Source organism: Zunongwangia profunda SM-A87 (assembly GCF_000023465.1).
GTDB classification, from domain to species: Bacteria; Bacteroidota; Bacteroidia; order Flavobacteriales; family Flavobacteriaceae; genus Zunongwangia; species Zunongwangia profunda.
The window spans coordinates 2,339,933-2,355,789 of sequence record NC_014041.1; the positions used below are offsets into that span (position 1 = coordinate 2,339,933).

General features: G+C 34.9%; 15 protein-coding genes. 4 read left to right on the forward strand and 11 right to left on the reverse strand.

What is annotated here, in order from left to right:
- Position 1 precedes the first annotated feature (1 nt).
- From sbnA to ZPR_RS10400, 3 genes are read left to right on the forward strand one after another with little or no spacing between them, the layout of a single operon-like run.
- A complete protein-coding gene (gene sbnA / locus ZPR_RS23395) occupies positions 2-2,812 on the forward strand; it encodes a 2,3-diaminopropionate biosynthesis protein SbnA (protein WP_013071617.1) in 2,811 nt (936 codons plus the stop codon).
- 6 nt (positions 2,813-2,818) lie between these two features.
- Positions 2,819-4,282, forward strand: coding sequence for a type III PLP-dependent enzyme domain-containing protein (locus ZPR_RS10395; protein WP_013071618.1), 1,464 nt, complete (start codon positions 2,819-2,821; stop codon positions 4,280-4,282).
- Positions 4,283-4,313: 31 nt separating this feature from the next.
- Positions 4,314-4,664 (forward strand): DUF1622 domain-containing protein, encoded by a 351-nt coding sequence (locus tag ZPR_RS10400; protein WP_041578840.1) that lies wholly within the window; start codon positions 4,314-4,316, stop codon positions 4,662-4,664.
- Between the two features lie 165 nt (positions 4,665-4,829).
- Here ZPR_RS10400 and ZPR_RS10405 read toward each other — a convergent pair whose 3' ends face one another.
- From ZPR_RS10405 to ZPR_RS10440, 8 genes are all read right to left on the reverse strand, one after another.
- Entirely contained in the window at positions 4,830-5,783 is a 954-nt protein-coding gene (locus ZPR_RS10405; RefSeq protein ID WP_148211710.1) for a hypothetical protein, read from the reverse strand.
- An 86-nt stretch (positions 5,784-5,869) separates the two neighbouring features.
- A complete protein-coding gene (locus tag ZPR_RS10410) occupies positions 5,870-6,913 on the reverse strand; it encodes a serine hydrolase domain-containing protein (protein WP_013071621.1) in 1,044 nt (347 codons plus the stop codon).
- A gap of 318 nt (positions 6,914-7,231) precedes the next feature.
- Positions 7,232-8,023, reverse strand: a complete 792-nt coding sequence (locus ZPR_RS10415) for an SDR family NAD(P)-dependent oxidoreductase (RefSeq protein WP_013071622.1) — start codon at positions 8,021-8,023, stop codon at positions 7,232-7,234.
- 154 nt (positions 8,024-8,177) lie between these two features.
- Positions 8,178-8,759 carry a TetR/AcrR family transcriptional regulator gene (locus ZPR_RS10420; RefSeq protein ID WP_013071624.1) on the reverse strand — a complete coding sequence of 194 codons (582 nt, stop codon included), beginning with the start codon at positions 8,757-8,759 and terminating at the stop codon, positions 8,178-8,180.
- A 225-nt stretch (positions 8,760-8,984) separates the two neighbouring features.
- Entirely contained in the window at positions 8,985-9,845 is an 861-nt protein-coding gene (locus ZPR_RS10425; protein WP_013071625.1) for an alpha/beta fold hydrolase, read from the reverse strand.
- Between the two features lie 94 nt (positions 9,846-9,939).
- Positions 9,940-10,521 (reverse strand): TetR/AcrR family transcriptional regulator, encoded by a 582-nt coding sequence (locus ZPR_RS10430; protein WP_013071626.1) that lies wholly within the window; start codon positions 10,519-10,521, stop codon positions 9,940-9,942.
- Between the two features lie 463 nt (positions 10,522-10,984).
- Positions 10,985-11,890, reverse strand: a complete 906-nt coding sequence (locus ZPR_RS10435; RefSeq protein ID WP_013071628.1) for an NAD(P)/FAD-dependent oxidoreductase — start codon at positions 11,888-11,890, stop codon at positions 10,985-10,987.
- A gap of 49 nt (positions 11,891-11,939) precedes the next feature.
- A complete protein-coding gene (locus ZPR_RS10440; protein WP_013071629.1) occupies positions 11,940-12,494 on the reverse strand; it encodes a TetR/AcrR family transcriptional regulator in 555 nt (184 codons plus the stop codon).
- A 273-nt stretch (positions 12,495-12,767) separates the two neighbouring features.
- Between ZPR_RS10440 and ZPR_RS10445 the strand changes: the two genes are divergently transcribed.
- Positions 12,768-13,946 (forward strand): BamA/TamA family outer membrane protein, encoded by a 1,179-nt coding sequence (locus tag ZPR_RS10445; RefSeq protein ID WP_013071630.1) that lies wholly within the window; start codon positions 12,768-12,770, stop codon positions 13,944-13,946.
- 305 nt (positions 13,947-14,251) lie between these two features.
- Here the strand turns inward: ZPR_RS10445 and ZPR_RS10455 are convergent, their stop codons facing one another.
- The 3 genes from ZPR_RS10455 to ZPR_RS10465 form a co-directional block, all read right to left on the reverse strand.
- A complete protein-coding gene (locus ZPR_RS10455; protein ID WP_013071631.1) occupies positions 14,252-14,635 on the reverse strand; it encodes a DUF805 domain-containing protein in 384 nt (127 codons plus the stop codon).
- A 19-nt stretch (positions 14,636-14,654) separates the two neighbouring features.
- On the reverse strand, positions 14,655-15,077 hold the full coding sequence (locus ZPR_RS10460) for a hypothetical protein (RefSeq protein WP_013071632.1): 423 nt from the start codon (positions 15,075-15,077) through the stop codon (positions 14,655-14,657).
- A 99-nt stretch (positions 15,078-15,176) separates the two neighbouring features.
- The gene (locus ZPR_RS10465) at positions 15,177-15,821 is read right to left on the reverse strand and encodes a response regulator transcription factor (protein WP_013071633.1); all 645 of its coding nucleotides are present in this window, start codon (positions 15,819-15,821) and stop codon (positions 15,177-15,179) included.
- Positions 15,822-15,857 lie beyond the last annotated feature (36 nt).

Consider the following 15,857-nt stretch of genomic DNA (forward strand, 5'->3'; position numbering starts at 1 on the left):
GATGAATGTGAGCTTTAGAGATAAACTTCAGGTTTCTAGTTCTATATTAGAAACAATTGGAGATACTCCATTAGTACAATTAAAGCAAATTCCTGGTAATTCTAAAATTGAAGTTTTTGCCAAATTAGAGAGTTTTAATCCCTCTGGAAGTGTAAAAGCCAGAACATCTTACAATATTCTCCAAAAAGCAATAGAATCAGGAGAATTGAAAAAAGGAGATACCGTTATAGAATCTAGTTCAGGCAATATGGCTATTGGCCTTGCTCAGGCTTGTTTGGTATTTGGGTTAAAACTGATTGTTGTTGTAGACCCCAAAATAAATAAAATTACTTCTCAATTATTAGAAACTTATGGAGCCACTATCGAGATGGTTACTGAACCTCTTAAAGAAGGCGGATTTTTAGGTGCGCGTTTGGCAAAAGTGAAGGAGTTACTTAAAATTACTAAAAACAGTTTTTGGAGTAATCAATATGGGAATATAAATAATCCTAAAACACACTATCAAACTACAAAAGAAATTTATGAGGCTCTAGACGGAAGGTTGGATTATTTATTTGTGGCAACAAGTACCTGTGGGACTTTAATGGGATGTGCCGAATATATAAAAGCTAATCACCCTAATACCAAAATAATAGCAGTAGATGCCGTAGGAAGCGTACTTTTTGGGGGTGAACCAGGAACCCGAAAAATTCCCGGTCATGGTGCCGGGGTAGATTCCCAATTTTTAGATGAAGACTATATCCACGACTTTATTAAGGTAAATGATTTAGAATGTGCTCAAGGATGCTGGGAATTGCTTCAAAAAGAAAGCATTCTTGTTGGTGGCTCTTCTGGAGCGATTATAATGGCATATCATAAATTCGAGCATCAAATTGAAGAAGGTTCACGTTGTGCTTTTTTATTGAGTGATGGCGGAAGCCGATATTTAGACACCATTTATAATCAGGAATGGTTACTAAAAAATATACCGGGAGTTTATGATGCTTTAACGCCAATTGGCGGATGGAAAATAAAACCTTCTTTTGAATATAGCCTTGCCATTATTGGTCTTGGGCCTAAAGGTTTGTACGGTTTGGAGCGTTTACTTGCGCAACTGAAAAATGAGAATGTTGAAGAAACAGTTCATATTCATCTTTACAATAAAAACAAATATTTTGGGGCTGGCGATGTTTATAGGACCGATCAGCCAGATTATTTGAAAATGAATTTCACGAATGAAAAAATAGATATTCGTCCTAAAGAAAAGCCTGATTCCATAGTTAAGTTGGAAAATTACACCAAATGGCTTAGTGAATCTATAGGCATAGAAGAAAGCCGGTTAAGCGATAAATTTTCATCCCGTAAAATGGTAGGGAAATATCTTAGTTCCTGTTTTAAAAGTATAATTGCTGGAGCACCCGAAAATATTAAAATTTACTACCATAATGAGGAGGTGGTGAATATTACTCAAAAAGAGGGATTACTACATCTTAAACCCCAGCAAACAGCAAAACCACAAGAGTCTGTTAAGGTGCATAATTTACTTTTAACTACAGGCCATGCCGGAAATCGAACTGAGCTTTTAAATAGTAAAAAAGTGGATTCTTCGATCATTGATTTTGTATATCCGGTGGAAAAAACTTTAGTGTCTATTAATGCTCAGGCTAGTGTAGCGATAAAAGGAATGGGATTAACCTTTATAGATGCTACTTTATCGCTAACAGAAGGAAGGGGAGGTTATTTTGTTGGCGAATGTGAAACGATGCAATACATCCCTTCAGGAAACGAACCTGCGATCATTTATCCATATTCCAGATCTGGTGCTTTGATGATTCCAAGAGTAGGAGAGATGCCTAATGTACCTGTATTACGATTTTTTACTTCAGAAAAGTTACAGGAGATTAGAAAGGATTCTTCTCAAAAGTTTGATTTTTTAGAAGAACTTCTACCCTTAATTAAGAAAGAATTTATTTATCGATACTATAGCTTAGCATTTAAAAATTGTGGTAAAAAATTAAATGGCTCCTTAGAGTTTGCTGAAATGCTAGAAGAAATTAAATCTTTTCATAGCAAATATCCATCTGAAAAGCAGTTTTCATTTGAAGAATTACAGGAACCTTTTATAAATCATGAAGCTTATAATACTTCTATCGTAAAACAATCTTTAGAAGAGATGATAGAACAAGTCTCTTTAAGAACTAAAAGTCCGTTATTGGCGGCGATTAGTGCCTGGCACGACATTAGCCCTATATTTAACGAACTATACAGTTTTGGTGGATTAACAGCCAGGTCACATCAACTTTTTGATAATCACTATGCTCCATTTTTTAACCGAATTAGCTACGGGCCACCACTAGAAAATATGTACAAAATTTTGGCTTTATTTAAAGTCGGTATTTTCGATTTTACCTTTGGTCAATCTCCTACAATACAAAAAGTTCAAAATGGTAAGTGGCAAATGGAAAACATTTCAGTCGAATTAGACAATAGGATAGTTTTGGATTATCATATCGATGCTCGTATTCCTAGAATGAACATCCCTTCACAGTCTTCTATACTTTATAAAAACCTTTTTGAAGAAGGTAAAATAAGAGCTTTCCAAAATACAGATGATACCGGAAGGTATGAAACAGGTGGGATGGATTTAACAAGGGAAGCACACCCAATAGACAAAGCGGGAAACGTGATAAAAAACATGACGGTATATGGAACACCCACTGAAGGTGTTACCTTCGATAATGATACCCTATCCAGAAGCCGAAACGATTTTTCATCCATCTGGGCAAAGCAGGCCGTCAAATCTCTAAAAAATTTTATTTCAACAACTAAGTAGTATTTAATGAATAATAGTCAATATAGTAAAGGAAATCAGGAAAAAGGACTTACGCCAATTACATCACCGTGGATGCATGATATTATGAATCATCCAAAAGTGGTTGATGAACTTTTTAAAAGGTTTGGTTCTCCGCTAAATATTCTTCATCCTGCTTCTTTTGCTAAAAATTGTACAAGGTTTAAAGAAGTTTTTCAAAACCATGACATAAAATTTGGGATATTCTATGCCAGAAAAGCAAATAAAGCAAAGGCGTTTGTGAAACAGGCTTTTATAGAAAATATAGGTGTAGATACAGCAAGTGAGCGAGAACTTTTACAATCACTTCAACTTGGGGGAGACGGTGATCATTTAGTATTAACTTCTGCTATTAAAACTAAAGAGCAAGTTAAAACCGCACTTCAGAATAATGTGCCTATCGTGTTAGATAATGATGATGAATGTGTTCTCGTAAATGATTTAGCAGAAAAAAATAATTGTAAAGCCCGTGTTGCCTTTCGTCTGAGTGGTTTTTATGTAAACAAAAAGAAACTCTATAGCCGTTTTGGTTTTGATATCGATGATATTGAAGAATACTTAATGAAGCATGTAGGTAAAGATAAAAAGTACAACAATTTTAAGGTAGAAGGATTGCATTTTCATTTAGACGGCTATTCTACCCGGCAAAGAAGTGAAGCCTTATTGCATTGTATAAGCTTAATACAAAAGCTTAGAGAAAATGATTTTTCATTTCGATTTATAGATATGGGGGGAGGAATTTTAATCAACTACCTTAAGCATAAAGAAGAATGGTTAAATTTTGATGTAAGGTTAAAAGAAAGTCTAAAAGGCAAAATCTCACCCATTACGTTTAATAATAACGGACTAGGTTACAGGTTTGAAGACGGAATCATAAAAGGGGATAGAAAAACCTATCCTTACTTTAACGAAATTAATTCAGATAAATTTTTAGAGGAGATTTTAAAGTATTCAGATCAAAATGGGAGTTCAGTGGCATCTTTACTTCAAAAGGAAAATATAGAAATACGAATTGAGCCGGGTAGATCTTTAGTAAACCAGTCGGGAATTACCATGGCAAGAGTTGTACATCGAAAAAAAGATGCGAAAGGGCAGTGGTTAATTGGTTTAGAAATGAATATGAGCCAGATGATGAGTTCTAGTGCCGATTTTATGCTCGATCCATTTGTAATGTATGCAAATCTCGATCAAGATAAGACAGAAGAAAAATTAGTAGATGTTTATTTTACTGGAGCCTATTGTTTAGAAAGAGATGTATTACTAAAACGAAAAGTAACATTACCAAAGCTTCCTGAGATTGGTGATGTCGTGGTATTTGTAAATACCGCGGGTTATATGATGCATTTTTTCGAAACGCAGGCGCATCTTTTTGAGCTTGCACCTAATTTGGTTTATACAGAAACTTCAAAACCCTTAAAATTTGCTGATTTTAAGTTGGACACTGATAATTAGAAATAGCATTTGTGTGTAATTAAAAGCAAAAATGGAAAATATCAAAACGTACATAGATTATACTGCAACCATTGTTGAGGCAATAGGAGTTTTAACCATATTTATAGGAACTTTAATGGCATTGTTTAAGTTTATCATAAATCAAAATAATGGCATCTCCAGCACTTATTCTATCCTACGTCAGTCTGTTGGAAAATCAATACTATTAGGTCTAGAAATCCTGATTGCAGCAGATATTATGGCTACCGTTGTAACCGATCCTACTTTAAAATCTGTTTCTATACTAGGTCTAATTGTGTTGATAAGAACATTTTTAAGTTTATCGTTACAAGTTGAGTTAGAGGGAAAGTTTCCTTGGCAAAAAGCTAGAATCGATAAATAGTAAAATAGTTCAATTTAGTTAAGATTTAAAAAAATCAAAGACTGAGTGAAATCTATACAGGACTTTTGTGCAGAAGCTACTATCTCGGCAATATTTCGACATAGATATCTTTTGATAATTCATTGAGATTTCAAATACTTTATAGAATCAAATTCAAAATTTAATTTACTTAATCCCAAATCGATTGTTTACCAAATCAATCATAATCGTATTATTCATAAAAAGATCACTTCCAATAACGCCTTTTATATTTTCAGTTTTTAGCACTTCGCTTACTTTTTTAGCATCGGTAAAAAAAGCTTTTTTATTATTGATGGGTAGGTTAACATTGGCGATGCGAATTTTGGTGGTAATATCGCTTCCGGCAAAGCTAATTTCTTCTCCCCAGGATTTCAGTTGCTTTGTTTCACTATTTTTTGCTTCGGTAATATTTTTAAATAAGTTAGCATCTATGGTAGCTAATGGGAACAAACTCGCCTGAGTACTGTAAACAAACGCATGTTTATTTCCGGCAGCAATAAGGTCTAAGTAAAGCTGATTGTTTTTAAAACTGAGTGGCGTAAAACTAAAAGTGTCTTCCTCCCAATCTTCCAATTTGTTGGTAATGACTAATTGTTGCGATCTAAAGTCTATAAGTAGAATTTTGTTTTTAATTTCATTAGCCCCCAAAGTGCCTATAATATCGAAATCTTTAAGGTTTTCAGATTTACCAAAGTTTTCCCGAACCAGCAAACTATCTTCCTTAGCCAATTGATGGTTACTGAATTGTATTCTATTGTAAAAAACCTCGTAGCCATCGCGATGCTGAATGTTATTTTGTAATTCAGGATAAGCTGAAGTAATTGCCGCCAGCGTATCGCCGTAAATCACATTATGATTAATACCAAGATCCAGCTGCATTTTAAAAGTCTTATCGATTCCTTCTAATGTTACCGGAATAAGGATTGCCCCGTGATTGATGGTAATGCCTCCTTGTTTTAATTTTTGCCACTGAAAATTAATCGTATCAGCCCCTATTTCGTATTTATTTTCGACAATTTTCGTATCATTTTTACAGGCAAAAACCAACGAAATAAGGATACTGTAAACAAAAAATTTAAATGGCACGTGTTTAATCATAACATTAAAGGTTTGATTGATGAGTTTGTCTTTCACGAAATATAAAGCTTTTATAGAAACTAACATTCTTTAAAAAAGGATGAAAATTAAGAATCCATTCTTTTTCGCAAGATTTTAATGATTCGGTTATAGATGATTTCGTGCAAACTCCAATTATAGCCTTCAAAATCTACGGTATTGGTAAACTGAATGACTACCGTATCTATATCTTTGTGATATTTGGCAATCGTTTGATATCCAGGGATTAAACCGGTATGGTCATAACGATAAATTGAAGAATAGATATCCTGTTCTTTTTGGTCTTTAAAAACAGAGCCGTCGTTTAGTGCTCTTATAAATTTACCTAAATCCTCGGCTGTAGCCAACATCACACCAATATTATCGGTTTTTAAATCCCCTTCATAACCCACATAATAACCACTCATTACATCATCTAAATCCACATCATCAATAGAACCATAGGTATTTTTTAGGTCAAGCCTGTCTAAAATAGCTTCCTGGATGTATGTAAAGGTTTTATATCCTAAAACGCGCTTTATAATTTTATCAATTAACAAGTAATTGGTGTTAGAATATTCGTAATCATCGCCAGGTTCAAAATTAGCAGGTAGATCTAAGACTAAAGCAAGATTTTCTTCAGCAGTTTCTTTTGGTGCTGCCCAATACATATAAGTATCGGTATAATTAGGAATTCCGCTTCGATGCTGTACCATCATTCGTAGTGTGATCTCATCCGCATTTTCGATTCTACCTTTTAATTCAGGTAAATAATCTGCAAGGGTTTTATCTAAAGATAGTTGCTCGTCCCTTACTAATTTGGCGATAGCCACAGCATGATATAATTTGGTCACACTGGCTATTTTAAATAGGGAATGTGGATTTGCCGGAATTTTTTGCTCTCGATTTTTATAACCGGCCGCATGGAACTCGGGTGCATTTCCCTTTTTATCTACATAAACAATAATACCATCAAAGCCTAATTTTGTTGCGTAATTTACCTGTTCCTGTATTGTATCGGGTAAGGGCATAAGCCAGGCTTTTAGTATAATCCAGGGAACAAAAAAAAGAGATGCTATTGTTCCAATCGCCAATACTATACGAATAATTGTTTTTGATTTTTTAGAACTCATAATTTCATCCCGAATAAGGGCTTTATTCTTTGATATGGGAAGTATCAAATAGTGTTTAAATAGTAAGATTTTTATGATTCATACCAAGCCGACTTCCTGTGAGGTTAATTATCTGTGTAAAGAGTTTTAGGGGCGGTTAAAGCTTAAAATTCATTATTTTTGCAAAGCTAATTTAGTTAAAAAATGTTTTAGTCGATGATCGAGATGAAATGCTCTTGTCATCTGGATTGCTATGGGGAATTGCATGAGTATATTTTTTAGAATAAGTTAGATATAAGTCTTATAAATTAGCGTACCATCTGCTTTTCTGAATTTTATTTATACCGTCTTCAGGACTCCTGAATCTGCTCTTAAAGATGCGCCATTGGTGGCAATGGCTAAAGGACTGGCCAGATAGGTTACTAAATTGGCGATTTCTTTAGGAGTGATAAAGCGCTGTAATAGAATATGCGGATTAGACTGCTGTAAAATGATTTTCTTCATCTCTTCAATTTCGATATGTTGACTTGCCGCTATATGTTGCACAGCTTCTGCAACTCCATCAGAATAAGTTGGTCCGCCTATAATGGTATTGATAGTAATTTCTGTCCCTTTGGTAAGTTTGGATAGCCCGTTAGCAACTGCTGAAAGTGCCGCTTTGCTCATTCCATAATGAATCATGTTTTCAGGGATATTAATCCCAGATTCACTGCTTATAAATAGCATGCGCCCCCAGTTTTTCTGTTTCATTTTCGCAAATAATTTTCGGGATAATCGCACAGCACTCATAACGTTAATTTCAAAATAATGATACCATTGCTCATCGGTTATATTTTCAAATTCTACCAAATCGAATATTCCTAAATTGTTTATCAATATATCTATGTTCTCAAGTTGATCGAGTAAAGAATACACTTCTTCTTTATTGGAAAAATCTGCGGCTATGCCTGATATTTGAGCATTTGGATATTGTTTTTTTAATTGATTGGTTATTTTTTGAGTCTTTTCCATAGTTCTTCCGTTGATAACTACCGAAGCGCCTTCCTGTGCTAGTTGCTGCGCAATAGCGTAGCCTATTCCCTGCGTTGAACCACTGATAAATGCTTTCTTTCCTTTTAGTTGTAAATCCATTATACTATTATTTATTTTTGTAATGATCGTTAAAAAAATTATTATAAAAGATGTCAAAAATTGCCCGACATTTCCATCAGAAAATCTTTTTTTATTTCGATAGCTCCCAACGACGATTGGGTTTATAAAATTAAACCTGCTATGGGATTAAAAATTAGTTGATTATTTGCAGTTGCAATTCAATCTGCTGTTCAAGAATTTTGCGATTAGGATATATTCTTCTTAAAGAGTTGATGCCACACCAAACACTAATTAGATGCTTTGCCAATACATCAGCTGGTATTTTAGATTGTAAATTTCCGTTTTCCTGCGCTTCTAGGATGGTTGATTTATATAAGTTTTCCGTTTCCCTCAATATTGCGATGGCTTCTTTTTCGAGTTCTTCATCAACAAATGACATTTCGACTAGGGTATTGGCGACAATGCATCCTTTGGAGTGTGATTTTTTAGGTTCTGTAGCAAGACTTAGGAAAAAGTTTTTAATTAGCTGTATGGGGACTTCGCTATTTTCCAGTTTTATTTTGAATGCCTTAAAGTCTTCTCTTCGTTGTGCTAATGCTTTTTTAAAGAGTTCTTTCTTTCCTCCTTTAAAGGTGTTGTATAAACTACCTGCACCGGCTCCCGTAGCTTTACTCAGGTCAGATAGGGAAGTGGCACTATAACCTTTCTCCCAGAATACGTTCTGAGCTTTTAAGATCAAATCCTTATTTTTATAAATATGAGGTCGCCCTTTCATTTTTTTTTGTAATGTTTGTTACAAAAATAGTTTTTTTAATGGAATTTAAAGTAAACATGAAATAAAACTATAGCAAATTTGTAAAGAGCTTTTACCAAACCGGTTAGCTGCTTGCTATTTAAAATATTGCATTTATAATCCATAACGCAAATCTTATATGTGAAAAAGAATACAGGACCTATAGCGATAGCTCCTGTATTTTTGAATGTGTAAATAGCTTAAATTTTAAGCTATTTTGGTCATAAATTTTTCAATTTCATCGATGATTTTATCACCGTATTCCTCCATTGCGAAGTGTCCCGTATCGTAAATATAATATTCGATATTTTTTGAGTCTTTTTTGAAGGCTGCTGCACCGCTTTCTGGGAAGTACTCGTCATTTTTCCCCCATACTACAAGTACCGGCGGTTGGTGTTCTCTTAGGTACGCCTGCCATTGGGGGTATTGTTTTAAATTGTTTTGATAGTCATACCATAAATCAATATTTACTTTTTTAGCGTAAGGCCGTTGCATTCTTAGATAATCTAAATGCCAGCAATCTGGATTAACTGATTCGACATCCTGAGTACCGTGTGTGTAATTCCATTTTAATCCTTCTAAGCTAAACGCATCTAAAAGCGCTTCTTCATTCTCTTTAATACGGTTAGCCCATAGCTTCTTAATAGGTTTCCAGGCCTCACCAATACCTTCTTCATAAGCATTTCCGTTTTGGGTTATAATAGCTGTTACCCTCTCTGGATGCGCAAGCGCAATTCTAAATCCTACAGGCGCACCATAATCTTGTATAACAATAGCATAGTTATCAATTTCCAGTTTTTCTAAGAAGCTATTGATAGTTTTAGAAATGTTATCAAAAGTATAGTCATATTGATCAGGAGCTGGAAAATCGCTATGCCCAAAACCCGGGTAATCTGGAGCGATAAGATGATATTTATCGGCCAGCCGATTAAACACTTTTCGATATTGATGCGAAGAAGAAGGGTAGCCGTGTAAAAGTAGTAAGCTTGGCTTCTTATTATCCCCGGCTTCCCGATAGGCTATATTTATTCCGTCTACATGTTCTGTTTTAAATTTAGTCTTTTCCATTGTTATTATTTTAAGTTTTTTAATTACCGAACGTTCGGTAAAATTTACATATAAAATTTTTTATTTTAGTGTATTGCGATAAGTGCTATCATTATCATTGCATTTCCTGTCGATTATCGTTTAAATATCGATTGGTAATTCTTTTTAATGCATCTTCAAAAATTTCAGGATCATCTAAGGTTGAGGTTAAGATGAGGCTTCCCTGTATATCTATCATCGATTGATACGCATAGTCTTTTGCGGTTTTTGAATCTAACTTAAGTTCTTCTCCAATAGCTTCAAAAGCTTTTAACCACTCATTCATTCCTTTTTCTATTTGGAGGCGAAATAAATTTATACCGGTCTCCATCGAAAGAGCCCGAAAAATACAGGTATTCTTCCCGTTATCGTATAAGACTTTTATTTGATCTATCGCTTTTTGCAATCTGATTTGAGGAGATTCTGCCGTATGATGAAGTACCCGGAAAACATGTTCTTCGACCCACTCCGCCAGATGTCCTAAAACAGCTTCTGCCATTTGTTTTTTTCCACCAGGAAAACGATGGTACAAACTAGCTTTTTTTAGCCCTGTAGCTCTAGCCAGATCCTGCAGACTTGCAGCTTCATATCCTTTGGACTGAAAAACTTCGGTAAGTCCTGCCAGGACATCTTCGTCTAATGTTTTTTGTGGTCTCATAGTACAAATCTATAAAAATTACAGTTTTTTACCAAACGTTCGGAAACTAATATCGCTTAGTACTTATAAAAAGAGGCTTACACAGAATATATTCAGTTTTTTAGGAGCGTTTCTCTCTTGTAGATGATTTAAGATATAAAAAGGTACTTCTTGTTATCGTTTATAGGCATCTGTAAGACAGGTTTTGGCGGAATGAATGGCTGTTCTTGAAATTTCTGTACTTACCTTTAAGTCTGTTTTTCAATAAAGATTTTGATATTTATGGCATAGCCGAAACCGGGCATCAGAATTTTTTCAAGTTTTTCCTGCAACACTTTTTTTGCTTCAAAAGTGATATCAGCAGGATTTTCCACTTAAATCGACTATTTTTTCTAAAAAATAGACTTTTAAAATTCTCCCATAGGCTGATTATCGTTAGCGTTGGAGTATTTTAACTTCGATCATTCATTCAATACTATTAATTTTAAAAAAGTTCTTTGGTTAATGCTGCGTTAGTCATCGCACCGGCCAGGTTACCACTGGCTACGGCGGCAGCGACCGAGCGCATCCTACTTGTATTATCACCACAGGCATACACCCCGTCGATAGTAGTTTGCTGAAATTCATTAACTCTAATATATCCCTGTTCCGTTAGTTCACAGCCTAAGAATAGTGGAATGTCAGAATGCTGTTTAAAAGGAAAACCTGCATATAAGGCATCAAATATTTCTCGATCTCCATTAGTAAATACGATGTTTTTTACTTGGCCTTCCTGATGTTCGAGCGCTGCGATTTCTGTTTCAATAATAGGTATACGATGTGCTTCCAGTTTAGCAAATTGCTCAGGTTTAAAATCGGCTTTACCAGTAGTTAGGATAATTAAGTCGTTGGTAAGGTTACTTACTAGTGAAGCTAAATGAAAAGCACGCTCTCCATTGGCCAGGATTCCTGTTTTTTTGGTTCGGAACTCAAAACCGTGACAATAGGGGCAATGAATTAAAGAGATTCCCCAACATTCTTTAAACCCCGGAACAGGTGGTACTAAATCCTTTATTCCCGTAGCAAAAATGATTTTGCTGGTCACCAGTTTTTCTCCGGATTGTGTATCGACGTTGAATCCATTTTCAGTTTTTTCAGCCTTTATGGCAAGGTCATTTATGAATGCTACACTTTTATACTGAAGCACCTGATTTTTCGCTTTTTCTGAAATTTTAGCAGGCGGCACTCCATCCTGGGTAATAAAATTATGGGAATGTGGTGTTTGCCGGTTACAGGCTGAACCACTATCTATAATTAATACTTTGCGCAAGGATCTTCCCAGTGCCATTGCTGCGGATAGGCCGGCGTAGCTTCCACCGATGATGATAACTTCAAATTTTTTGTTTTCCATTTTTTTAGATTTTAATGTCTCAAAATTGAGACATGTATGTGTAAATTTTTTAAGGGCTTATAGCTTTAAAGTACGACGTCCAGGCCAGTTGTTTTATATCTTCTATATTCTGCTGCGTCTCTCTAGCATTAACGGTACTTTCGATAATTCCGGAGTGTAAAACCTGAATCCATTCCGGAGACATTTTCGGGTTTAATTTCCCGGTTTTCTGTAATTTAAGAATGATCTGTTGAAATGTTGAATAGATGTAATCATAATCAGCACAATTTTTATTTTGCCGGGTATGGATATGATCTGGATTTCGATGCATGCTATAAAACGTTGCATATTTTGCACCACAATCAATGCCGGCGTAAAGCATCTTTTCTAACTGGATAAGCGGCTCATCACTGCTTTGTATCGCCGCAATCATTGCTTTTTTACAGCTTATTTCTATAGCTTGTCTACAAATCTCTACCAGGTCACTACGATCTTTAAAATACCGGTGTAAAGTTCGGCGTGTTACCGCTGCATTATCTGCTACTTTCTGCAAAGGAGCAGATAAGTCTTCATTGAAAACTTGAATAGCAGATTCTATGATTCGTTTTTTGGTAGCCGTCATCATAAGCAAAGATATCTATATTTCTCAAATATGTGACATTTTTATAATTAATTTTACTGGCTAGTCCTGGTGAGCCACTTTGATCATATCCAGATTTCTAAGCTGATTGCTACTATAATTTGAAGTTTATATAGTTTAATTTTGAGTTGGGTAGTGATATTTTCAAAGTTTTGGCGATTGATAATTTTTTAGATTTCTTCCCAATTTATTGTTAGCTAAAAGTGAAATAGGAAGACTTAGTAACTGAAAAGTTTATTTTTGTGATCAAACCCAACTATGATTAGAAATAACTATCTTACTTTATTTATTTTCTGCTTCGTATTTATTTTACAATCGTTCGTTTACGCTCAGCAAACAAAAGATAATAAAGCCAGTAAAAGTTTTATATCCAGGTATATCAATACTGTTTTAAAGGATACGGTTTCTAAGGAACGCTCGCAATTTTTTGTTTTTCCTACCGTTGGCTATCGTCCTGAAACAGGTGTAGAATTCGGTTTAACTCCCTTATACATTTATTACGCTAATGAAGATGTAAACAATCGGCTTAGCGAAATGAAAGCCTATAGTTTTTTTACGCTTAATGGGCAGTATGGTATTAGAATTAGTCATGCCTTATATTCAGATAAAGATACCTGGTTTTTTCTTGGAGATATAGATTTTGAACAGTTTCCGCTTAAATATTATGGTATCGGGAGCGACGTTCCTACAAGTAATATCGCACTGGTGGATGCCACTCAAATTAGAATTAAAGAACGGGTTTTACGTAAGGTACTGGATAATTTTTACATAGGTCTTGAAACCGATTTTAGAAGTTTAAGTAATGTTTCTTTTGAGCCTTCCGAAGATAATGAAGAAATCAATTTTGAATTGCCTTTTGGAGCTGAAGGAACCACCAATTTTGGAGTTGGAGTAGGCTTTGTATATGATGAACGGCATAATGTATTAAATGAAAGAGATGCTTTTTTTAGTGAGTTTGCCTATCTTAATTATAATCCTTTTTGGAAAAGCAATGTAGAATATCAATTGATCACCCTAGATAACCGTCTTTTTAAAAAAGTAGGTGATAATGATGTTTTGGCAGCACAGGTTTATGGGGAGTTTAATTTTGGCGGTGAAGTCCCCTTTAATCAATTATCTTATATGGGAGGAGAAAGTCTTATGCGTGGTTATTTTAAAGGTCGATATCGGGACCGTAACCAGATTGCTGCGCAGGTAGAATATCGATTTTTACCTTTAAAATTAGGCTTTACAGATCGTTTAGGGGCTACCATTTTTACGGGAATAGGAGAGGTGTTTAACCAATGGGATGAATTACAGTTGAATAATGTAAAATGGTCTGCCGGGGCAGGGGCACGATTTTTAATTTTTCAACAAAAAGATGTGTATCTGCGTTTTGATTATGCTTTTACCAGGGATGATAGCAACTTCTATATCAGTATTGGAGAAGCTTTTTAGAAATTATAAGCTGCTATTTTTTATATCATACTATAAATAAACACACCCAGAACGATCCATATTATGCCCCATATGCTTAGGGGCATAAAAAATAGATCATTTTTATTGTTACTTTTTTTCTGGAAGATAACTCCGATTACAGCAGTGAGGATTCCAGAAATTACGAATCCAAACGCAAGTATTGGTTTTGTGGTATTCCCATCAGGACTAAAAAAATAAATTCCTAAAAGTACTACGGCGATGGGCAACAATAGGCCCAACAAGCCCCAACCTCTCGATATAATCATAACTATACTCTACAACTTTTAAATATCTTCTAACAGGAATTCTTCCTTTGGGTTTGGTCCATATTCATTGTTTTGCGCATCACTGTCTGTAATTAATAAAACTAACATCCATATTGGTCCCACCAATGGGATACAGCCTACCAATAACATCCATCCGCTTTTACCAATATCATGCATACGCCTTACCGATACTGCAAGTGATGGGAGTAAAGAAACCAACATATACAAAACGTAAATACTAATAAAGGCCGGAGCTTCTAACCAGTTGCTCAATCCAAAACTTAAGAGCATACAACCAATGGAAAATAGTGCATTGATCACCCCAAACATAAAATACTCTTTTCTTCTTGCTCTACCTTTAAAATCTGAATACTGACGGAAGGCTTTTAAATACCATTTCATAACTTATATTTTATTTTAATTATACTGTAAAAAGAAAGGAAGCTGTAATGATCCATATTCCTGAAATCACTCCTAGAATTCCAAGTTTTCCCTGAAGAGGAACAAGTTTTTCTCTTATTTTTAAACTTTTTTGTTGGTAATCTGGAGCATTTTTAGAAAGTATTTTACTGATCACCGGGAAGCCCAAAAGAAAACCAAGTGTGGCTTCGACGATGCTTCCAGCAAATAATGTAATCCACCAAATGGGAGCGCTACTTAATACTTCTAAGCTAAGCAAACTTGAAATTATTCCCCATATCCCAAAAATTGAAAAAACCAGTCCTATCCATCCCTGGTAAGGTGCTACCTTATCCAGTAATTCCTGGGCATTGGGTTTCTTGGAAAGAATTAAGGATGGCACAGCAATAATGCTGAGTAGAATTAATGAAATTCCATAAATCATAACATGAATATTTAAAGATTAACTGGGAACAAATATCTAATGTAAGCTGCGCCTATATTAGCCTGAAAGCAGTGAAATCTTTATCCCTGAAAACAGGGGTTAAACCATATTATGTTCTATAGCATAGCGTGTTAACCCTGCTAAATTTCGTACTTCTAGTTTGTTAATTAGGTTTTTACGATAACTTTCAATGGTATGTTTACTTAAAAATAGCATATCTGCTATTTCCTGGGTAGTATGTTCTTTAGCGATTAACTGTAACACTTCCTTTTCTCGCTGGGTTAATCTAATTTCAGAAGCTTTTCGGCTATTGGTTAAGGATTGGATTAAAATGGATTGAATATGGGTAGAAAAGTAATTTTCTCCTAAAAGGATTTGCCTGATGGCCTTTAGCAGTTCTTTTTGCTCAGCATTTTTAGAAAGATAGCCATTAACTTCATCTTCGGTTAAGGATTTAATCTTGGCCCCGTCTTCAAGCATACTGATCACCAGGGTTTTAATTCCCGGAAAATCTTTTTTGATATTTTTATTTAGTGCAATACCGTCCATTCCGGGCATATTAAGATCTGTTATAAGCAAATCGATTTGCTCATTTTGATTGATTTTTAGATACTTTAAAACTTCTTCCCCGGTAGATGTTGTATGTAAAATATGTAAATCATCTTCCTGTTCTAAAATGCTCCGTAGCCCGTCCACAAACATTTTATGGTCGTCGGCAATAATGATGTTATAGACTGTTTTCATTTTTTTAGTCGATAATCGAGGTTTAATACTCCAATG